The sequence below is a fragment of the Psychrobacter sp. CAL346-MNA-CIBAN-0220 genome (assembly GCF_040309805.1).
GTDB lineage: Bacteria > Pseudomonadota > Gammaproteobacteria > Pseudomonadales > Moraxellaceae > Psychrobacter.
The window spans coordinates 1,056,636-1,079,043 of the sequence record NZ_JBEOPF010000001.1 but is presented as its reverse complement, the minus strand read 5'-3'; the positions used below and the strand labels follow the sequence as shown (position 1 = coordinate 1,079,043).

At 42.1% G+C, this 22,408-nt stretch carries 19 protein-coding genes; 16 read left to right on the top strand and 3 right to left on the bottom strand.

The window, feature by feature from the left end; all coding sequences use genetic code 11:
* Positions 1-126 precede the first annotated feature (126 nt).
* Both AAEY88_RS04165 and AAEY88_RS04160 read right to left on the bottom strand, forming a co-directional pair.
* Positions 127-1,887: an L-lactate permease gene (locus tag AAEY88_RS04165; protein ID WP_350559476.1), complete on the bottom strand. Its 1,761-nt coding sequence runs from the start codon at positions 1,885-1,887 to the stop codon at positions 127-129.
* A gap of 502 nt (positions 1,888-2,389) precedes the next feature.
* Positions 2,390-2,770 carry a glutaredoxin family protein gene (locus AAEY88_RS04160; protein ID WP_350559473.1) on the bottom strand — a complete coding sequence of 127 codons (381 nt, stop codon included), beginning with the start codon at positions 2,768-2,770 and terminating at the stop codon, positions 2,390-2,392.
* A 255-nt stretch (positions 2,771-3,025) separates the two neighbouring features.
* Here AAEY88_RS04160 and mtgA point away from each other — a divergent pair, with 255 nt between their 5' ends.
* From mtgA to AAEY88_RS04130, 6 genes are all read left to right on the top strand, one after another.
* Complete coding sequence (mtgA, locus tag AAEY88_RS04155; protein WP_350559470.1) at positions 3,026-3,712, top strand: monofunctional biosynthetic peptidoglycan transglycosylase; 687 nt, start codon at positions 3,026-3,028, stop codon at positions 3,710-3,712.
* A 181-nt stretch (positions 3,713-3,893) separates the two neighbouring features.
* Positions 3,894-6,128, top strand: a complete 2,235-nt coding sequence (gene ppk1, locus AAEY88_RS04150; RefSeq protein ID WP_350559467.1) for a polyphosphate kinase 1 — start codon at positions 3,894-3,896, stop codon at positions 6,126-6,128.
* Positions 6,129-6,434: 306 nt separating this feature from the next.
* Positions 6,435-6,605 (top strand): hypothetical protein, encoded by a 171-nt coding sequence (locus AAEY88_RS04145; protein ID WP_350559464.1) that lies wholly within the window; start codon positions 6,435-6,437, stop codon positions 6,603-6,605.
* A 33-nt stretch (positions 6,606-6,638) separates the two neighbouring features.
* Positions 6,639-6,944 carry a hypothetical protein gene (locus tag AAEY88_RS04140; protein ID WP_350559461.1) on the top strand — a complete coding sequence of 102 codons (306 nt, stop codon included), beginning with the start codon at positions 6,639-6,641 and terminating at the stop codon, positions 6,942-6,944.
* A 125-nt stretch (positions 6,945-7,069) separates the two neighbouring features.
* Positions 7,070-7,645: a hypothetical protein gene (locus AAEY88_RS04135; RefSeq protein ID WP_350559458.1), complete on the top strand. Its 576-nt coding sequence runs from the start codon at positions 7,070-7,072 to the stop codon at positions 7,643-7,645.
* 87 nt (positions 7,646-7,732) lie between these two features.
* Positions 7,733-7,963 (top strand): hypothetical protein, encoded by a 231-nt coding sequence (locus tag AAEY88_RS04130; RefSeq protein WP_350559455.1) that lies wholly within the window; start codon positions 7,733-7,735, stop codon positions 7,961-7,963.
* Positions 7,964-8,168: 205 nt separating this feature from the next.
* On the opposite strand, the gene AAEY88_RS04125 is transcribed toward AAEY88_RS04130, so the two are convergent.
* Positions 8,169-8,957: a tRNA-(ms[2]io[6]A)-hydroxylase gene (locus tag AAEY88_RS04125; protein WP_350559452.1), complete on the bottom strand. Its 789-nt coding sequence runs from the start codon at positions 8,955-8,957 to the stop codon at positions 8,169-8,171.
* A gap of 696 nt (positions 8,958-9,653) precedes the next feature.
* On the opposite strand from AAEY88_RS04125, the gene AAEY88_RS04120 reads away from it, so the two are divergent.
* From AAEY88_RS04120 to AAEY88_RS04075, 10 genes are all read left to right on the top strand, one after another.
* Positions 9,654-11,852, top strand: a complete 2,199-nt coding sequence (locus tag AAEY88_RS04120; protein WP_350559449.1) for a malate synthase G — start codon at positions 9,654-9,656, stop codon at positions 11,850-11,852.
* Between the two features lie 529 nt (positions 11,853-12,381).
* Positions 12,382-13,491, top strand: coding sequence for a porin (locus AAEY88_RS04115; protein ID WP_350559446.1), 1,110 nt, complete (start codon positions 12,382-12,384; stop codon positions 13,489-13,491).
* 438 nt (positions 13,492-13,929) lie between these two features.
* Entirely contained in the window at positions 13,930-14,121 is a 192-nt protein-coding gene (locus tag AAEY88_RS04110; RefSeq protein ID WP_350559443.1) for a transposase family protein, read from the top strand.
* A 522-nt stretch (positions 14,122-14,643) separates the two neighbouring features.
* Positions 14,644-15,087, top strand: a complete 444-nt coding sequence (locus AAEY88_RS04105; protein ID WP_350559440.1) for a hypothetical protein — start codon at positions 14,644-14,646, stop codon at positions 15,085-15,087.
* Positions 15,088-15,254: 167 nt separating this feature from the next.
* Positions 15,255-15,713: a hypothetical protein gene (locus AAEY88_RS04100; RefSeq protein WP_350559437.1), complete on the top strand. Its 459-nt coding sequence runs from the start codon at positions 15,255-15,257 to the stop codon at positions 15,711-15,713.
* A gap of 330 nt (positions 15,714-16,043) precedes the next feature.
* Positions 16,044-17,678, top strand: coding sequence for a CTP synthase (locus AAEY88_RS04095; RefSeq protein WP_350559434.1), 1,635 nt, complete (start codon positions 16,044-16,046; stop codon positions 17,676-17,678).
* A 201-nt stretch (positions 17,679-17,879) separates the two neighbouring features.
* Positions 17,880-18,755 (top strand): 3-deoxy-8-phosphooctulonate synthase, encoded by an 876-nt coding sequence (gene kdsA / locus AAEY88_RS04090; protein ID WP_350559431.1) that lies wholly within the window; start codon positions 17,880-17,882, stop codon positions 18,753-18,755.
* Positions 18,756-18,797: 42 nt separating this feature from the next.
* Positions 18,798-19,061 (top strand): cation transporter, encoded by a 264-nt coding sequence (locus tag AAEY88_RS04085; RefSeq protein WP_350559428.1) that lies wholly within the window; start codon positions 18,798-18,800, stop codon positions 19,059-19,061.
* A gap of 256 nt (positions 19,062-19,317) precedes the next feature.
* Positions 19,318-19,542: a cation transporter gene (locus AAEY88_RS04080; protein ID WP_350559425.1), complete on the top strand. Its 225-nt coding sequence runs from the start codon at positions 19,318-19,320 to the stop codon at positions 19,540-19,542.
* A gap of 326 nt (positions 19,543-19,868) precedes the next feature.
* Positions 19,869-22,220, top strand: a complete 2,352-nt coding sequence (locus AAEY88_RS04075) for a cation-translocating P-type ATPase (RefSeq protein WP_350559422.1) — start codon at positions 19,869-19,871, stop codon at positions 22,218-22,220.
* The last annotated feature ends 188 nt before the right edge of the window (positions 22,221-22,408 follow it).

Below are 22,408 nucleotides of genomic sequence, written 5' to 3'. Positions count from 1 at the left end.
ATTGTAACTATGATATAAATCTGACGTTATTATAAATAAGATAATAGCGTCAGATTAAGTATTGATGATTAACGCATATGGTTTGACCCATTTAATAGTACAGCCATCGTATATTAACTAACCGCATTAACTAACCACTTTTTTTCTATCAGTAAGCGTCATCAGTCCAAAAAATGTTAGGGGCCAAATGACAGCCAATATCCACCACCATATGTCACCGAAGATAATGCCCATACCAATCAAACCTGCCTGAATAACATAGTAGGTCATCGCCACCAAGGTTTTGCGAATGACATAGCCTTCTTTATCCATCAGACCAACCACCGCACAAGCGGCAACCACATTATGCACCGAAATCATATTACCAGCCGCGCCGCCCACCGCTTGCAGTGCCACTACTTGACCTGCAAGATTACTATCAAGGCCAATTTGAGTGGCGGTTGACCACTGAAAATAGGAGAACATCATATTACTGACAGTATTCGAGCCCGCAATGAACGCACCCATCGCACCAATCCACGGCGACACCAGTGGCCATGCGTTTTGGAAAGCACCAGCGGCACTTTCAGCCAGTAATATGGGCATCGCGGGTAGTGAATTAGCGACTTCAGCAGCTGAACCTGAATTGATAAATACTTGTACCATAGGCACTGAAAACAGCAAGGCAGGTGCGGCGGCAACCATGGTTTTTGCTGAGCTACTCCAACTGCGTTTTACGGCTTTGCCATTCATTTTAAATAATAAGATACACAGTAATGAGGTAATAATTAAAATGGAGCCCGGAGAATAGGCAAGTTGTACTTTACTGGAGATAGTGGTGCCAAAAAGATTGGTAAATTCTAACGTGGTTAAATTCCCAGTCAAAAAAGCTTTTAGTGGTGCAATAGTCCGAGTGATGATGAGTAGGGCAATGATAATAATATAAGGGGAAAACGCCCGCATTAAAGAAAATTTCGGTGCGACCGTATCATCATATTTCTCTTCTGGAAGTGACCCTAGCCAGTCTTTGTCCCATTTGGCGCGAGGGGCAAAGTCAAAGGTTTCTTTGGGCATCAAGAAGCCGCGCTTTGCCGCAGGAACGACAATCATCAAGCTAATAAAACCGCCCACCAATGACGGAAACTCAGGGCCTAGATATTTGGCTACTAAGAAATAGGGAATGGTAAAGCTAAGACCGGCAAAGATGGCGAATGGCCATACTTTAAGCCCTTCCACAAAAGAGCGTTTTTCACCAAAGAACCGGGTTAAGAACGCACTTAAAATTAACGGAATTAAAAAACCGACTAGCGCATGTATCAGACCAATATCCCCCGTGATCTGTAATAAATAGTTTTCAGGTGAGAGTGGCGCAATAGCCTGCGTTATGTCTTGTTTATCATTGATTCCAGTCCAAACACCCAGTAGTACGGGCGTACCAACCGCACCAAATGATACCGGGGTCGATTGAATAATCAGAACGGCCATAACGGATGCCATCGCTGGGAACCCTAAAGCCAATAATAGCGGCGCGCCGATAGCCGATGGCGTACCAAACCCTGAAGAGCCTTCGACCATTGAGCAGAATAACCACGCCACAATAATCGCCTGAACGCGTCTATCAGGTGAGATATCCATAAAGCCTTTACGAATGGCGACAATAGCCCCGCCTTCTTTTAAAGTATTTAACAATAGAATAGCGGCGAATACAATAAACAGCAGCGTGAGTGCGACGATGATACCGTTTACAGTAGCGGCTGCCACTTGAGCGCCACTGGCTTGCCAAACGAACAATGCCAAAAGCGCAGTCACTAAATAGGCGGCGCTCATAGAGTACTTAGCAGGTAGGCGCATGACTACCAGTAGTACAAGAACGACTAGAATGGGCGCTAAGGCCAGAAAGGTATACATTATTAACGATCCTTGTTGATAAATGCTTTTAGGTATTAATCGACTTATTTAATTTGTCTTTGCTGAGCGCATATTTTTATTCTGGAATAAACATAGGGTAAATATTATGAGGTCTAGGGTTGATAGTTTTTTACAGTCAATACAGTAAGCTGACTAGGCAGTAAAAATAACAAAAGTTAGAATAATTTACTAGTAAATAATAAAAATTAGGAAAAAATAGGAAGTTAATAATAAATTAGAGATTAAGGGTGCTGTTCGATTTTGTTAAATTTATAGGCTTAGCAGCAAACATAGGTGCTAGCTTACGGAGATTATTTGATTATAACTATTGATTTTACTGACAAAGGTAACAATAGATGCTAATGAGTAAGGGCGTATAGAGATAAGAGAATGTTTTAAATGAGCAACAAGGAAAATGAGCGTAGAGGGTGAGTGATTTAGCTTAGCAAAACTAACGCTATAAACTTTATGAGGAATTAGACGTTATTAAACAGAAAAACTATTAAAAATTACTTGTACTATAAACATTACTTATACTAATTGTCCTCCTTTTGTCTTCCTCCTCGATTAGTTGCTGCATATCCATCACCGAAAAGGGATAATTCAAACGCTTAGACGGCGTTAGCAATACTGGAATACTGGTTGCAAAGGCCATCATTAAACGTTCATCAAAGTCTGCGATATCGACATGCTGATAAGTAATAGGCTGCACCGCTTGAAAGCAGGTCATGAGATTCTCGGCCTCGGTACATAAGTGACAACCGACCGTGCCCAGCAACCACCACTCAAGTTGAGCGCTAGGCTTATCTAAGCTCGTCACCGCACTACTGATACGCGCCCTTAATTCTTCTATGCTAGCGTTATAATTCGCGTTTTTATTCATATCGGACTCATATTCTAGTTATCATTAGGGTTTAATTGTCTCTATTGGAAGTCGTTTTTTAGGCAGCGCTGTTATAAATTCTGTCATAAGCACTCTGATCTCAAAGCTTCAATATCAAGGCATTTAATGATGCGGTGCGATTTCTACATGATAAAGAAATGGCGCAAATAATGACAGCGATTGTGAGATTAGGTAAGATAGCCTGCTTATCACCTCTATTTAACTATTTTTCTTAATCATTCGGATTTCTGACGCATGACAAGTTTTGGCAGATTTATCAAACGCCTATTATGGGCACTCCTACTGCTAGTAGTAGCCTTTCATGTGCTGGCTGCAGGACTGCTTTTGGTTTGGAAGACCCAGCCAATTAATAACAGTATGTTTATGCTGACCCATAGACTCACGGGCGGCAGTGTGACGCAAACGTGGGTAGAGTACGATGAGATTGCCAAGTCTGCCAAGCAAGCGGCGATTGTCAGTGAAGACTCGACCTTTAATCAACATAGTGGCTTTGACTTTAATGGCATTGAAGCGGCAATGAAAAAGAATGAAGCGACTGGCAAAATGTCAGCTGGTGGTTCCACCATTACTCAGCAATTGGCCAAAAATTTGTTCTTAACCTCGCATCGCTCTTATGTGCGAAAAGGTGAAGAAGCCGTTGTCACCTTAATGATTGAAACCTTATGGGACAAGCAACGTATCTTGACCGCTTATCTGAATGTGGCAGAGTTTGGTGATGGTATCTATGGTATTGAAGCCGCCGCGCAGCATTATTTTGATAAGCCTGCGGCCAAGCTCAACCGTGATGAGTCCGCGTTACTGATCGGTATGCTTACCAACCCGAAATACTATGAAGACAATCGCAGTGACAGAAGCCTGCGTAATAAACAACGCATCATCAAAAAACGTATGAAAAACGCCGTATTGCCGCAAGCAGCTTAATTCTTTAGTTTATAGAGCAGCACTATAGGGTTAATAAAACGCTATAAATAAAGTCGCTACAGCATCACCATCGCTTAACCTACTATACATACGATTTATGCTCGGTTTTCTAGTATCGAAATCATATGGATTCGACTATAGTAGGGATAACTATAGCTAATAACCATAAGGGAGCAGTGGCATGGCGTGCGCGAACGATAACCTAAGTAATGACGCTAATACTAACGATATTAATGCTAAAAATAGTAATGTTAATAGCAGCAATAGCAAAAGTAGCCCTACTAAGAATAATGACAAGCTCACCCAAATTGCATGGCAGCGCTCAGAAGATGGCAGCTATTCACCCAGCAGCTATATCAATCGCGACTTGTCACTATTGCAGTTTCATCTACGAGTCTTAGCGCAAGCAGCCAGCCCACGCCATCCGTTGCTTGAGCGCTTGTTCTTTTTGATTATTTTTTCATCCAATATGGATGAGTTCTTTGAGATTCGCGTTGCTGGTATTATGCAAAAGCTAAATCTTGGTGATGTGGCGAGCGATCCACACGGCATGCGCCCTAGTGAAATTCTAAACGAAATATCAGCGATAGCGCACGATGCTATTGATGAGCAATATCGTATCTTGAACGAAGACGTTTTACCGGCACTCGCTGAGCGAGATATCCGCTATCTAAAACGTGACGAGCTCAACGCTGAGCAATCAGCATGGATGAAGCGCTACTTTACTGAACAAGTCTCGCCAGTATTGACTCCGATCAGTATTGATCCGGCGCACCCGTTCCCGCGTTTGGTTAATAAAAGCCTTAACTTCATCGCTACTTTAGAAGGTAAAGACGCTTTTGGCCGTGATATTAATCTCGCTATTGTGCCAGCGCCGCGCAGTTTGCCGCGCGTCATTCGTCTGCCTGATGCGCTGACTGGCGGTAAAGAGCATCATGTGATGCTTTCTGCGATTATTCACGAGCACATCGGCGAGCTGTTCCCCGGTATGAGTGTCACAGGCTGTCATCAGTTTAGGCTGACGCGTAATGCCGATTTAGACTTGGCCGATGACGTCGATGATATTGCCAAAGCACTTGAAGGTGAGCTTGAAAATCGCCGTTTTGGGGATAAGGTACGCCTTGAAGTGACTACTGAATGTCCGACGCATATTAGCGATTATTTGCTTAATGAGTTTGAGCTGCATAACAACCAGTTGTACCGTGTCAATGGGCCGGTAAACTTGACCCGCTTGTTATTTGATTTCAATATTCCAGAGCTGCGTTATCAGCCATTTAACCATATCGTTCCCAAGCCCTTCCGCCGTGAATTTGATAAGTTTGATAGAACCACCAGTATGTTTGCGGCGATGCGTAAAGGCGATGTGCTTGTACACCATCCTTTTCATGCTTTCTCACCGATTATCAATCTATTATGGCAAGCTGCAAATGACCCCAAAGTTTTAGCTATCAAGCAAACACTGTACCGCTCGGGCACCAATTCAGAAATAGTCCAAGCACTTGCTGCCGCTGCCCGTAATGGTAAAGAAGTCACCGCCGTCATTGAGCTGCGCGCACGCTTTGATGAAGCCTCCAATATTGCGGTGGCCAATTTTTTACAAGAGGCCGGGGCAGTAGTGGTTTATGGCATTGTTGGTTATAAAACCCATGCTAAGCTGATGCTTATCGTCCGCCGTGAGGACGATCGTATCCGCCGTTATATTCATCTAGGGACCGGTAACTATCACGCGGCCAATGCCAAGGTTTATACCGATTATGGCCTGTTCAGTGCTGATCCTGATATCTCTGAAGATGTGCATAAAATCTTTCAAGAGCTGACAGGTATGGGTAAACCTGCCAATCTCAAAAAGCTGCTACATGCGCCATTTACTTTACATGATAAGTTAATGGACTTTATTGATGATGAGATTACCCATGCCAAAGCTGGCAAGCGCGCGCATATTATTGTCAAGGTCAACGCCCTGACTGAACGCCGACTCATTAGTAAGCTTTATGATGCCTCGCAAGCTGGCGTTAAGATTGAGCTGATTTTACGTTCTATATGTTGTTTACGCCCGCAAGTACAAGGGCTTTCTGAGAACATTACTGTGCGCTCTGTCATTGGTCGTTTTTTGGAGCATACCCGTATCTATTACTTTTATAATAATGGCGATGAGCGTCTGTATTGTGGTAGTGCCGACTGGATGGATCGCAATCTATTCCACCGTGTGGAGGTTGCGTTTCCGATTGAAGATAAAACACTGTTTGAACAAATTTATGAGGATGGCCTACAAAATTATTTACAAGACAACATGCAAGCATGGACACTTAGTGGCGATGGCAGTTGGCAGCAAATACAACCCGCAGTAGGTGAGCCACCGCACATCGCGCAAGATTACTTATTAAAGGTGATCAACCACGTTGGTGAGCCCGTGTAGCCTATTGTTTACTATCCTGTCTTTATAAAAAGCCAAGTACGGATGACATTCCTTACTTGGCTTTTTCATTATAGCTGCTCGCTGAGAATAAGTTACAAACTGTCTTTAACCCTCACATTTATTCACACATTGATACGGCAGTACACTGGTATGGTAGTTAAGAGACTACTTATAATTAATATTGAGGCAATAGCTCTTTGTCTAACTGTTAGATACTTTAATGGTTAGACAGAGAGGGCAGTTAATTACTTTAGCAACCACCGATTTATAGATGATTAATGACAAAGAATACAGAGGAGTTTTTCGATGAGTACCACTACTAATGATACTTCAGATGTAAAAGAAGCGGCAGACCATGCTGATGTTACGCAAATCAAAAAAAATTTAGAAGATCAAAAACAAACAGATGCTCCAGAATCGTTGACCGAAGAGCAAAAAGCGCCTTTTATTGATGAAGAGGTGCGCACAGATAAATAACTATAAATATCAACTATTTGCAAGGGAGATGCTATGACTACCCATAAAAAAATGCTCGATGAAAAAGACGTTGTGGTCTCTAGTTCTGCAGCAGCGAGAATGGAAAGTGACGAAGAGAAAGTAGTGGTCAACGATCCTGCAGCCAGGGAGCCTGACAATACAAGAGACAGCTATGAGGGGCGTAAACATGATCCAAATATAAAGGGACCGCAGCAAGAGTCACAAGAAACGGACGAGATCTATTCAGACCCTCGTAAAGAAGAGAATTTACCGCCCGGTGGCAAAAATGTTGGCGATTTACGTGCTGATGACCTAAGTCAAGAAGGTAATGACATCTAAACGTTCACTGATGATCTATCGGTTACTATAAGGGAATCAGGGTAACGAGTATAAGGTGTTTAACAATAACCATTTAAGTATTCTAAGCGTATTATTTAAGGATACTATTATTTAAGGGCATTATAATGGAAACTAAAGATCCGGCACTAACTAAGACTCGTATCGACGGCCTAGACGCTGTTCCTCAAGAACCTAATGCCAGTCCTATTGATCATCATAATCATCATGACAGTGATATTGCAGGAAATACGCTTGATACTAAAGGTACCGAGACTTTTCAAGAAACCGTAATAGGGTCAGGTTACCTTGAAGATGATGATATTGAAGACACTACTAATGTCAATAATACTGCTATCAATAAGAGTGCTGATAATAAGAGCACGGAGACCTTTCAGGAAAGCATGATAGGCTCAGAGATTTTCCATGATGCCGATAGTAACATTGAAGACGATACCACTATTAATAAAGGTACTGACACCTTTGAAGAAGGTGTCGTACATTCAGAGCATGTTAATGATGGTGACAATCCTGCGCGTCAGCCTGACCGTCGTGACCAACAAGGCAGTCCTTTTGATGAAAATATTAATGAAGATACGGTTGGTAGTGAAGAGCCTAAAAGCGAGGAATTAAATGATATGAATCGCTATGCCAATGTTGATAATGCCCAAACGCGTATTCTAAATCCTGATGAAAAAGACTAAATAAATACCCGTTGGATGATTCATCTTGTTAAGCCTATTTTTACTTAATGACTATTATAATAATGACTATCATAATAAGGAGCACTTATGGATACGCCAAAGGATATCAATGTTGATGATGAAGACGATCAAAAAAGCAATAATAAAAATTATCAATTAAAAGACGCTAATGATAATGCAGGAATTATACCTGATGATGCCTTACAAAAAGTCAATCCAGCGGCAGCAGAGCGCGTAACCGCTGATCATGATCCGCATCATGTAGCCAAAGGCCATAAGCAATATGATAGTGCGCTAATGGAAGACAACAACAAGTAATAACGTCAGACATAGTAAATAGCTACTACTGAACAATCACTAATAGCTTATTACCAATAAAAAGCAATTGTGTTTAGCCAATATTAATAATAAAGGCGGGACAATTGCTTTTTTTGTGCTTGATTTATATTTAGACTGTAAGGTAGCAGAGTTGAGCGGTAGCAGACATCAATAAGGCTTTTAGGCGCATTTATTTAAGCCGTGACTAAACGGGCGCGCCACTATGAAAACGCAGTTTTTTATCAGGACTGGCTATTAGCTCAGCTTCGACCTCTTTAAAGAACGCCACACGTTCATCGATATTATCATCAGATAAAGACTGCGCCAGTGCTAGATAATCCTCAAAATGACGACTTTCTGACTTGAGCAGATACCGATAATACTTTGCCAAGCGTTCGTCATCAATCTTAGCGGCTAGTGCAGCAAAGCGTTCACAAGAGCGCGCTTCAATGAATGCACCGATGATCAATATATCTACCATCGCTGCCGGCTCATAAGTACGCTTGTGTTTAAGCATGCCCTTAGCATAGCGGCCCGCACTCAGATAGATCCATTCCTGTCCACGCTCATGCATGATACCTAGCACTTGTTCATAGTGCAGCATCTCCTCGCGTATCAGCTGCGCAAGCTTGCACTGTAAGTCATAAGAGAACTCGTAACGAAAGATCAGATTCATCGCGGTACCGGCGGCTTTCTTTTCGCAATTGGCATGGTCTTGAATAATTGTAGGTAGATTGCTAAGCGCTTTATCTACCCAAGCATCCGTAGTTCTGCCACCTAAGAAGTTATAAATAGAAGACAGATCAACCTTAAGAGGCGTCCGTAGTTGAGTGATATCAATACTGTCTTCGTTGTTAGAACCGTCTTTTTCAAAACTACCTTTTTCAAAACTACCTTTTTCAGAATCGTATTTTTCACAGTCTTCTTGTCGGCTTTCTTCTACTGTTCTATGGTTACCCATAGGGTTATGCAAAGTGTTGTTACTGGTATTCATAGGCTGCTCAGGCTTTATCAATGAGTCGTTGTTTATAGCGGTTATTGTATCAGCCTTGGCAGTGTTTTGATTTAATGGATTAAATATCACCGTAAATAAAAATTGGTCATAATAGATAACCGTTAAGCATAAACCCTCCCTGAAATGATTACTTACAGTTTAGTCTTACTCATGAGTTATCTTATTTATTAAGCACTGTTTTATTTCCAAGGCTAGATGGGCTATAGGTTATAAATTTCATAAAACTTCATTATTTATCTGCTGAATGGCTTTTTATCGCTTATTTTATTATTTGATAGTAGGATGCTATTTTGTTTTCTAGGTGTTTTGTCTTACTATCTATAGAGATAGGGTTGCAACCAAAGTCTGCTATTAGGACAGTTACTATAAGACATATCGTTATTAAACTTACTATTTAAATGACATCATTGTGCAAGCGCAGTACCAGTTTCAATAATAGGTGTAACGGTTAGTAGTAGAAATAACGTCAGTAACCCGTGATAACTGAGTAGGTCAGTGCTGCTTTATTAATAATACTCATCAGCACTGCAACCGTTGCCAACCAGCCAAGCGTACCATTCAAATTTGGACTGAATGTTCGGCACCCAGCTTTATTAGTTTAGATCGCTAGTAGTTTAGACCGTAAGCGTCATAAACTAACCTCAATAAATCTAACGAACACATAAGGACACCACTATGAGTCAGGCTTCTCACGCTAATCGCATCCAAAAAGGCATTCTTGCAATCGACCAGCAGATGTATGATTTCATTGAAAACGAAGTACTACCTAAAGTTGGCGTTGATTCGGATAGTTATTGGTCAGGTTTTGAGAAGGTCGTCAAGGAGTTCACGCCTCGTAACAAGGCGCTGCTAGCTACCCGTCATGAGTTGCAAGCCAAGATTGATCAGTGGCATTTGGATCATCCTGCCAAAGGTGGCGAGATTGACTACCCTTTATATAAGCAATTTCTAAAAGATATCGGCTATTTGTTGCCAGAAGGCGATGACTTTCAAGTCAGCACCAAAAATGTCGATAAAGAGATTACTGATATTGCAGGGCCACAATTGGTGGTGCCGGTCAAAAATGCTCGCTATGCCTTGAATGCCAACAACGCACGCTGGGGCAGCTTCTATGATGCGCTCTACGGTACTGACGTGATCAGCGAAGACAATGGTCAAGAGACCACGAAAGGCTATAATCCGATTCGTGGCACGGCAGTAGTGGCTTATGCCAAAAAATTCTTAGATGATAATTTTGCCCTAGCCTCAGGCTCATATAATGACGTCACTGGCTTCAAAATCGTTGATGGCAAGCTTGCCATTGCCCAAGGCGATAGCAACACCCAATTACAAGACCAAAGTAAATTTGCTGGGTATGTTGGTGAAGCGGGTAGCCCAACAGGTGTTTTACTGAAGAATAATAACCTGCATGTTGAGGTTCAGATTGATGCTAATAATCCTATCGGTAAAGACGATCCAGCCAATATCAAAGATATGTTGCTTGAGTCTGCTATTAGCGTGATCCAAGATTGTGAAGATTCGGTTGCGGCGGTTGATGCCGACGGAAAAGTCGATGTCTATCGTAACTGGCTTGGCCTCATGAATGGTGATCTAGAAGAAAGCTTTGAGAAAAACGGTACAGTATGTACCCGTAAGCAAAATCCAGATCGCGAATATACCACTCCAGAAGGTGGCAAGCTGGTATTACCAGGTCGTGCCTTATTATTGATTCGTAATGTTGGGCATTTGATGCAAAACCCATCGATCTTAGTCGATCTTGGCGAGGGTCAAGAAGAGATTTTTGAAGGTATCATGGATGCGTTAATCACCCCATTAATGTCGTTAAATGATATTAAGGGTAAGACTAAGCTGTCGAACTCGCGTACCGGTTCTATGTATATTGTTAAGCCAAAAATGCACAGCCCTGATGAAGTAAAATTCGCCAGTGAGTTATTTGCCGCCTCCGAAGATGTATTAGATCTACCACGTAATACTCTTAAAATGGGCATCATGGATGAAGAGCGCCGGATGACGGTCAACCTCAAAGAAGCCATCCGCCAAGCAAAAGAGCGCGTTATTTTTATCAATACTGGCTTTTTGGATCGTACTGGTGATGAGATGCATACCAGTATGAATGCTGGACCGTTCGTACGTAAGATTAAGATGAAAGCTCAAGCGTGGCAGCCAGCTTACGAGCAGTGGAACGTTGATATCGGTCTTGAGACCGGCTTACAAGGTCACGCCCAGATTGGTAAAGGCATGTGGGCGCGTCCTGATGATATGAAAGAGATGGTCGCCACCAAAATCACCCATCCCCAGCAAGGCGCTAATACCGCTTGGGTTCCGTCACCAACTGGCGCGACTCTGCACAGCATGCACTATCATACGGTGAATGTCGCTGAAGTCCAAGATAGCCTAAAGTCGCGTAAACGTGCGAGTCTAGATGATATTTTGACCATTCCGTTGGCCAAAGATACAGATTGGACTCATGAGGAGGTGCAACAAGAGCTTGAGAATAATGCCCAAGGTATCTTAGGTTACGTTGTACGCTGGGTGAACCAAGGGATTGGTTGCTCAAAAGTGCCTGATGTCAATAACGTCGGCCTAATGGAAGATCGCGCTACTTTACGTATTTCAAGCCAACATATTGCCAACTGGCTACATCATGATATCGTCAGCGAGTCGCAAGTGATGGAAGTCATGAAGCGTATGGCAAAAGTCGTCGATGAGCAAAACGCGGGTGATCCTGGTTATCAACCAATGGCCACTGACTTCGAAAACTCAATAGCGTTCAAAGCCGCTTGTGATTTGGTCTTTAAAGGTCGTGTGCAGCCGAGTGGCTATACTGAACCATTATTGCACCATGCACGTCGGACTCTAAAAGGCAGCTTATAAACTAAAGATAAAGATTGCATTTGACCAGCTCATAATTCATTCAACTACAGTTAGCTGGCCGTTATTATAGCTTTACTAATCAGCCTTATAAGTAAGGTTGTATAAAACACTGCTATCTACCCTGATAGGTGGCAGTGTTTTTTTGTGGCTGAAGGTTTTTTTAGCCTAATCCCTAATGATAGTAGTGGTTAAGCGCTGACCTAAGTAATTGCCATAATTAAATATCAAAAAAATTGTTGCAAATTATGTCAAAGTTGTTATGCTTGTAGCTGAAGTATGAGTTTGGTAACGGATGTTACACACTAGAGCGTTAAAGACCTAAGTTTACATAATGGTTACATGGATAGTCTCAGTTATGTAAGTCATGGTTTTTTTCATCTTACGGTAATAGCATTTCGCCACACTTGTTTCTGACTAACCTCGGTAGCCAGTTACACATTATATCTTTGAGGATTTGTGACGATACCATTATGAGCACCAGCTAATCATAGCTAGCTTATTACTAAAATTGTAAAGTGGAGATACCCCCATGAAAAAACTACTTTTAGCTTCAGCAATCGCGGCTCTATCAGTATCTACAGTTCAAGCGGCACCGACTGTCTATGGTAAAGCGTTCGTTACTGCCGACTATGTTAACGCTGACCTAAATGTCGAGGCTATGAACGCCCCTTTTGAAAAGGTTGAAAACGATAGTGATTCATTACAAGTCAACTCAAATATTTCACGCCTAGGCTTTAAAGGTTCTGAAGCTATTACTGCTAATACTGATGTTATTTATCAGTTAGAATATGGCATCAGAATTGATGGCACTGATGATAACATTGGCTTTAAAAGCCGTGATACTTATCTAGGTGTAAAAAATAAAGACTTCGGTGAATTTCGCTTTGGTCGTAACTACTCAGTCACTGATTATATTAACAACGTAACGGTTACTGAAGGTTATTGGGACAATCTTGGCGCCAGTTCTCTTAAAGGCGGTACCGTTGCTGAAGCCTTGACCCTAACTGATGGTGGCCGTGTTAATAACTCTATCGTCTGGAAAGCCCCTAAATATAATAACCTACCACTAGAGCTAGCGCTACAGTATGGTGCTGACGAAAGCTTCAGCGATAGTAATGATAATGGCTATGGTGCTTCTTTAGTCTACAATCCAGGTAATGGCTTCACTGCCGGTGTTGCTATGGACAAAGACATGAGTATCGCTGGTGATATCGTTCGTGGTAGCGCGACTGTCGATCTAGGCAAGTATGTTGCTTACCCTGTAAAACTAGGCGCTTTATATCAGCAAGCTGACTATGATAATACTGATGATGAAGAAAAAGGTTTAGTAGTAAGCGCTGAAATGGGTCTAACCAACTTTGCTAAACCCGCTGCTGTCTATCTTCAGTACAATAAAACTGAGAGCTTAAGTGGTCTTAGCGGCAATGATTCAGATCAAATCGTCTTAGGTGGCAAATATATGTTCAAAAAGAACATGATTGCTCATGCTTATGCTGGTCTAAACTCAGCTGATTTAGATAATGATACGTTCGTTATTAGAGATCAAGGTGATAAAGATGTAAGTAACGATTTAAAGGTTCGCGCACGTGGCGATGCTGATGTATTGGCTATCGGTGCTGGTCTAGAATACTTATTCTAGTATCGAACTGGTATAAACGTATGATAAAAGACTCATCCTTCAGGGTGAGTTTTTTTTGTTATAAATATTTTGAATAAGGTTTAATTACTCATAAATAATAAATACGATACAATGGGTGAGTATCAAAAACTTTGAGTTTAAATTTTGCACTATATGTTATGACATATTTTTAGTAAAATTCTCTTTTACCAATGACGGTTAGAGTACTCTCACTAAGTTGATAAATAAGTAAGATCGATACCTTTACTAGTGAGTGATTTATCAAACAATATTAGACCTCTTACAAAAGCCGTCTAATCTTTTAAAACAAGTCATTTATTCTTAACGAACAAAGCGCTATATCAGAAATAAACAAACTACTTAAAAAAATAATGCAGGCTTCAAACACTACACGGATATTCAAAAAGTCCCTTTTTATGCTATGCCATGTGAGAGATCATGCAACAACATGACGCTGCGAAGACTAAAGTAGGTCGTCTGGATGAGCTCTCCTTGAAAGTGCAGATAATGCTTGTGCTTACCTATTGGCGTGCATACCGAACTCTTTATCATATCGGTATGGACTTTGGCCTTTATGAGTCATCTTCTAGCCGTATAGTTCACAAAATAAAAGATATTATTATCGACTAAGGACAGTTCGAGTTATCTAAAAAATGGCCTTAAGGCGACAGTGACAACATTAACTGGACAGCTGTTATCAGCGACGCTACTGAAACCTCGACCCCTCGATCAAAAAAAACGAAGAAACTACTGTAGTAGTAAGCGTAAACAACACACCTTAAAAGCTCAAGTAGTGGTGCAGTAGCAAACCAGTATTTACCTCGCTGTTGCATCCCAAGTGAACACACAACAAGTTTGATTAAGGCTTTCAAAATTGCTACTGATTGCTACTGAAAGGTATCGTAATCATTATCACTGTTATGATCTAAGAATGACGCTATTTGCAGGTTTGATTAATTTCAAGCTTAAATTGTGACTTTTGCAAGAGATATATGAAAGGTTACTTTTATTTTATGATGATAAAACTATCAATAGTAAAGGGAATATTATCGCTATACTATAATATAAATTTATTTAGTCCAATTTTAAAGTAATATGAAAGAGCACTATAGTTTAAAGCCTAATTTAAAAAAGGAACTTTGGAGGCTTACTATGCAATCCACCTATTTAGCTTTTTATATCGCCGATCATGGGAAGCTGTTAGACCGAACCATTAGTATGATTGACGGCTCGCCTTTCAGTCACTGCGAACTTGTGATTGACGATCTTGGTGATCATTGCTACGACTGTATCAGCTCAAGCCATCGTGATGGCGGACTACGGCGCAAGAGTATTGATATGACAGGCAGTCATTGGGTACTGATACCGGTTCTGTGCGATATGTGCTATGTTTTACGCTGGTTCGATAAACGCCAAAGTTTCAAATATAACTACCCGGGTTTGATTAGAACTGTAATCCCAGGCTTTTATGATCCTGCACATTGGTTATTTTGTTCTGAGGCTTGTGCAGGTATGCTCGAGTTAGTAGACCCTGGGAGCTACGGACCTAGGAAGCTATATCGGTGGGCAACTCAATTAGATATGCTCAAAGAATAAATAAACCACTTATTAAACCATGAATCTTAGAAGGTTTTTATTTTCTAGATTTGATAAACTTATTAGCGATAAACTCAAAATGTCGTAATTGGTTAGACAAGGTATTAGGATAAAAAAACTAAACTGTAGAGTTTGATGCTATTCAAAAAGGACTTTTGACGCTTACTATGCAACTTACTTGTGTGATGCAACCTACCTATTTAGCTTTTTATGTTGCTAAACATGGAAAGCTGTTAGACCGAACTATTAGTATGATTGATGGCTCGCCTTTCAGTCATTGTGAGCTCATCGTCGCTGATCTTGGTAATCAGTGCTACGATTGTATCAGCTCAAGTCATCGTGATGGCGGACTACGGCGTAAGAATATTGATATGTCAGGCAGTCACTGGGTACTGCTACCCGTTATTTGCGATATGGAATATGTTGTACGATGGTTCAATAAACGCCAACATTTCAAATATGACTATCTTGCTTTACTTAGACCAAAAACCCCAGGATTTTACAATCCTGTATACCGGTTATTTTGTTCTGAAGCTTGTGCGGATATGCTGGAGTTAGTAGACCCTGGAAGCTATGGAATTAAAAAGCTCTATGAGTGGGCTCTAAACAATGCTACTACTGATTAATTAGGCATTAGACAGAGCAATATCGTTAAACAGTCGGCACAAGATTGCGATACTAGAGAAGCAGTCAGAACATACGGCAATTTTGATGTATTGGCCATCTGTGGTGGTCGGTAGTTTAGATACATATTCTAAATTAATACTCTGGATAGATAGTAAGCTAAAAGACTCATCCTTCAGGGTGAGTTTTTTGTTATAGCACGCTTAAATAGTTAGTATCTCGTAATAAGCAAGCGCTAAAAACTAAGAGTTTCAGAGAGTTTGTGCTTTTGCCCTATATTTTGTGGCGTATTTTTAGTAAAATCCTTCTTTACCAATTACCGACAGAGTACTATGACCAAGTTTATATTTGTGACCGGTGGGGTAGTGTCCTCACTAGGAAAAGGTATTACCGCAGCCTCTCTTGCCGCGATCCTTGAAGCGCGTGGTGTGAAGGTGACGATGACCAAGATGGATCCTTATATTAATGTTGATCCAGGGACCATGAGCCCGTTTCAACACGGTGAAGTATTCGTCACTGAGGATGGTGCGGAAACCGATTTGGACTTGGGCTACTATGAGCGTTTTTTACGCCATTCAAAAATGAGCAAGAGTAATAACTTTACCAGTGGGCGCATCTATCAGAACGTCCTCAATAAAGAGCGCCGCGGTGAGTATCTTGGCGGTACAGTACAGGTTATTCCGCACATCACCGATGAGATTAAAAGCAAAATTCTTGCCAGTGGTGTAGGTTATGATATCGCTATTATCGAGATTGGTGGTACGGTCGGTGATATCGAGTCGCTACCCTTTATGGAAGCAGTACGCCAAATGCAAGTGGAGCTCGGTCGCAACAGCGCTATGTTGATGCATCTAACCTTGGTTCCCTATATTGCAAGTGCCGGTGAAACCAAAACCAAGCCGACTCAGCATTCGGTAAAAGAGCTGCGCTCTATCGGTCTGCAACCTGATATCCTAATTTGCCGCTCTGAGCATCACATCTCACTCGATAATCGCCGTAAGATCTCACTATTTACCAACGTCGAAGAGCGTGCGGTCATTATGTGTGAAGATGCGGAAAGCATCTATCAGATACCACGTACGCTTTATGAGCAAGATCTTGATGATCTGGTCTGTGAGCGTTTCGGTCTTGATTTACCTGAAGCTGATTTGAGCGATTGGGATAAAGTAGTCGCCGCGCAGCTCAATCCAGAGACCACGGTAACGGTCGCGATGGTAGGTAAATATGTTGAGCTACCTGACGCCTATAAATCTATTAATGAGGCTCTGCTCCATGCTGGCATCACTCATAAAGCGGCAGTCAAGATTGACTATATCGATGCTGAGCGCTTAGAGAATGATGATAGCTTACTGGCACAGTTGACTCAGGCGGACGCTATTTTAGTTCCTGGCGGCTTCGGGGAGCGTGGGACGTTTGGCAAGATTAAAGCCATTACCTATGCCCGTGAGAATAAAGTGCCGTATTTAGGTATCTGCCTCGGTATGCAGTTGGCGGTTATCGAATATGCGCGTAACGTGCTAAATATTGATGCCAATTCTTCTGAATTTGATCGTAAAACTGCTGAACCTATCATTGGCCTAATTACGGAATGGCTAGATGAGCGCGGCGAGCTCCAAATTCGTAGCGATGATTCAGATCTTGGCGGCACCATGCGTCTAGGCGCGCAAAAAGCAGAACTGGTCGCTGGTAGTAAACTTAGCCAAATATATGGCGCCAGCACCATCACCGAACGTCATCGTCATCGCTATGAGATGAATAACCGCTATATTGAGTCATTAGAGCAAGCGGGTATGATGATGTCGGGCTATTCTGCCAAACAGCATTTGGTAGAAGCGGTAGAAATTGCCGATCACCCCTGGTTTATCGCTGTCCAGTTTCATCCTGAGTTCACCAGCTCTCCACGTGGTGGTCACCCGCTATTCAATAGCTTTGTAAAAGCAGCAAAAACTTATAGCGATAAGAAGTAGTTTTTAAGCTTCTATGGCCTTAATTTTTACCTAAAAGACTGATCTGCGGATCGGTCTTTTTTTATGCTTGTCTTTTATAAATAGCTGGTTTTGTTTTTGTACCGATTATGGCTAATTGCATATGTACACTTTTTTTTGCCCTTCTATCGGTTACAATAAGTTTGAAGATATAAATAACAATAATTAGGATACCTATTCATCATGGACAATTTATTAACCGCACAATCGCATATTCAGCTTGATAGCAGTAATGGCAACACTATTAATATCGGTAATGATCAACCGTTTGTATTGTTTGGTGGTATGAACGTTTTAGAGTCTAAAGAGCTGGCATTTGAAATCGCCGAGCAGTATATCGATATCTGTCAGCGTTTGGGTATTGGCTATGTTTTTAAGGCCAGCTTTGATAAAGCCAATCGCTCAAGCTTGCACTCATTTCGTGGTCCCGGTTTAGACAAAGGCATTGATTGGCTTGGACAAATCAAAGAGAAGTACCAAGTACCAATTATCACTGACGTTCATGAGCCGTATCAAGCACAGCCAGTGGCAGAAGTTGCTGATGTTATTCAACTGCCAGCGTTCTTATCGAGACAGAGCGATTTAGTAGAAGCGATGGCCAAGACCGGCGCGATTATCAATATTAAAAAGGCTCAATTCTTAGCCCCGCACGAAATGCGTCATATCGTTAATAAATGCCTTGAAGCGGGTAATAATAAACTTATCCTATGTGAGCGTGGTAGCGCCTTTGGTTATAATAATCTGGTCGTCGATATGCTGGGCTTTGATACTATGAAGCAGATGGAGGTGCCCGTATTCTTTGATGTGACCCATAGTTTGCAGCAGCCAGGGGCGCGTAGCGATAGTGCTGGTGGTCGCCGTGAGCAGATTACTACTTTGGCACGTGCAGGTATGGCAACCGGCTTAGCAGGGTTGTTTTTGGAGGCCCATCCCAGTCCTGAGACCGCAAAGTGTGATGGGCCTTGCGCACTGCGTATGAATCAACTAGAGCCATTTTTGCGTCAATTAAAACAGATCGATGACTTGGTTAAAGGCTTTGATGTATTAGATACCCAGTAATAAAATTGACAGTCAAATATATAATAATAAGGGGATAAGATAATGGCAATCAAAGTTGCAAAAGTAAGTATCGAAAATATTGACGATAGCGAAGGTGTTGACAGCGTAATGGTGGCACTGAAAAACATCACTGGGGTGACTGCTATTGAGCTTGATCCTGCTACTAGTACTGCTTTAATACGCTATGATGATAACGATACCAGCATTCATGCGTTTACCGCAGCAATCAGTATGGTAGATTATGTTACCCAGCCGTATCCTATCGATGCGCCACAAAACCCGCGTTATAATGATGAACAGTCATGATGAGCAGTAACGGTACTAAAAGTCACTAATGACTTAACGCTAACAGGGCTGATTTTTTAAAAGATAGCCGTTATATAAGACTTACGTGTTAACTCTGCAATGACTGAGCTAGTCATAAAATCTCTACTAAACTTGCTTGATGTTAAGGGTGATATCGCTTAACGTAGTGAGTGGCTAACTTATAATAGCTATTGGTTAGTCTATAAAAATTCTCACAAGTAATAAGAGAGTAATAAATAACAATAAGGAGCCTAATATGGCAAATCAAACACGTATTATTAAAATTGATGGCATGACCTGCGCTGGATGTGTGGCCAGTGTCCATGCTGCTACTGCTGAGATTGAAGGGTTAGATACTATCTCTGTTGAACTTGCGGACAATCTAGCGACTGTCACTTTTGACGACAGTATGACCAGTGCAGAAACGATTGCTTCTGCCATTGACGATGCTGGATTTGATGCCACCGTCGCTAATGCTTAATCTAAGTAAATGATCACCCTAAAACCAGCTATAATAGCTGGTTTTTTAATGGCCAAATGTCAGTAAATTTAGATTATTTAGCCTACTTATATTTGGTGTGCTTAAGTTTAAGTTAACGATGGTCATTTAACATATATTATCAATATATTTTTTAGTATAATAGTTTGGCATTAAAGACTTAGGTCTTGAAAAGTCGACTAATAACCTAACCTTAAGGTAAGCAATATATTTTGTTTGCCTTTATCCTGCTATCTATTTACCGACATATTTTTATATCCTCTATTTATAGCTTCTGTAATTTACAAACGCCATGACGAGTTCTATTTATGACTGATTCTACCCGCACCGCTACCGACCAGTCCTACGAAGTAAAGACTGATATCCAAGAAAATACTCAGTTGCAGGCGCAGCGTGCGCATTTACAACTGGCGATTGATGGAATGTCGTGTCAGGCCTGTGCGTCACGAATAGAGAAGGTACTCAATAAGAAGCCTGCTGTCTATGAGGTGAGCGTCAACTTTGCTGGCGAGACTGCCAATGTCGATTACGATCCAACGCAGACCACGCCAGAGCAAATCACCGAATGGATCGATAAGACCGGTTTTGTGGCGAATGTGCAGGCAGGTGATGATTTATTTGCCCAGACTGATAAAGATACCGCAACACAGTTGCCATGGCGCTTAATTGGGCTTTGGGTCTGTCTGCTACCGTTCTTAGTGGGGATGGCAGGCATGCTCGGTGGTCAAGGGATGGCATGGATGCCGCCGGTTTGGATACAGTTTGTACTTGCAACGATTGTACAGTTTGGTTTTGCACTGCCATTTTATAAAAGTGCGTGGGCATCAATCAAAGGTGGTCTGGCTAATATGGACGTGCTAGTGGTCATTGGTACAGTGACCATTTGGGCCTATTCGACTTATACGTGGCTGACTCATGGCGATAGCAGCATGGGAAATATGTTGCAAGGGCTACAGAGCGCTGTTCATTATGGTCCTGAGGTATACTTTGAAGCAGGGGTAATGGTGATTGCCTTTGTACGTACGGGTAAATATCTAGAAGAGCGTACCAAAAAGCACAGTCTAAACAGTATTGATTTATTACTATCACTAACGCCAGACGAAGTTGAGCAGCAGCAGCCCAATGGCGACTTTCATAATGTCGCACTCCAAGACGTACAGGTCGATGATATTTTACGCGCCAAACAAGGTAGCAGGGTGGCCACGGATGGGGTGGTTATCGATGGCAGTGGCTGGTGTGTGGAGAGCCATTTAACCGGTGAATCAGTACCCCTCAAAAAAGAAGAAGGTGACGGACTATTAGCAGGCGCCTTGGTCGAAAACGGCAGCTTATTATACCGGGTCCGTGCTAAAGGCAGCGACACCAAACTTGGTGATATGGTACAAGCGCTCAGCGACGCTCAAGGCTCAAAAGCTAAGCTGGCACGCCTTGCTGACAGAGTAACGGCTATTTTTGTGCCAGTGGTGGTAGCTATTGCGCTGCTTACTTTTGGTCTAACCTGGTGGTTGACCGGCATGATCGATACCGCCCTAATGCATGCCGTGTCAGTGTTAGTGATTGCCTGTCCTTGTGCTCTTGGTTTGGCAACCCCAGCAGCTATTATGGCGGGCATGGGGGTAGCTGCGCGCCATGGTGTTTGGTTCAAAGACGCACAAAGCCTAGAAGCCGCAGGCGATATCGATACTGTAGTGTTGGATAAAACCGGCACATTGACCATTGGCAAACCCACTATCGTCGATCAAGTAATGGTCGATAAATCATTAGCCGTTGATGAGGTGCTACAGCTGGCCGCTAGTGTTGAAGCTCATGCCAGTCATCCATTAGCAACGGCATTGATTAATGCCGCTAAAGATCGCCAGCTCTCATTATTGTCCGTTACTGATATCAGCGTTATTAAAGGGGCGGGTATTCAAGCGCAGATCGAAGGTCTTGGTATCGTAAAAGTGGGTACCGCAGACTTTGCGAATTTAACGCTACCGAAGCTAATGCTAAAAGTATGGCAAATTGCCAGTACCGTTGCCGTTAGTATTAATGATGAGCCCTTAGGTGCGTTTGCCTTGGCTGATGATCTAAAAGCAGATACGCCGCAAGCGATTACCGCACTACAAAATGCGGGTATTGATGTAATATTAATGAGTGGTGACAAACAGTCCGTAGTCGATCATGTGGCAGGACAGTTGGGTATTAAAGCGGCTTATGGCAAAATGAGCCCACGTGATAAAGCCAGTCAAATTGCCAAATTGCAAACCGCAGGGCATAAAGTGGCGATGGCAGGAGATGGGGTCAATGACGCGCCAGCCATGGCGACCGCTGACGCCAGTTTTGCGATGTTTGAAGGTACTGATGTGGCTCAGCATAGTGCGTCTGCACGTCTGATGGGTGAGTCACTAATGCATATTGATGCCGCACAAAAAATTGCTCAGGCAACGGTACGCAATATCAAACAGAACTTATTTTTTGCCTTTATCTATAACTGTCTCGGTATTCCGCTGGCTGCTTTTGGCTTCTTAAATCCTATGATCGCCGCCGCTGCTATGGCGCTCAGTTCTATTTCAGTATTGATGAACGCCTTGCGTTTGACACGTTTTAAAACCGATGTGGAGCTAAATAATACGGTATCTGTACCTGTGCTAGAACCACAAAGCTCAGCAAGTATTTAATATAGTATTAATATATGGCTAATTATGAATAAAAGACCTCCAAATGCAGTTTATTAGAGGAAAGCGCGCGCTAAGATAAGCGATGTTTAACGAAATTTATGCTATGATGCCAAGCACTATAGCCAATTGTTAGCACACCAAGCAGACCCTAAAAAGTGCTGATAAATTGCTCTCTATTTAATGTTTTG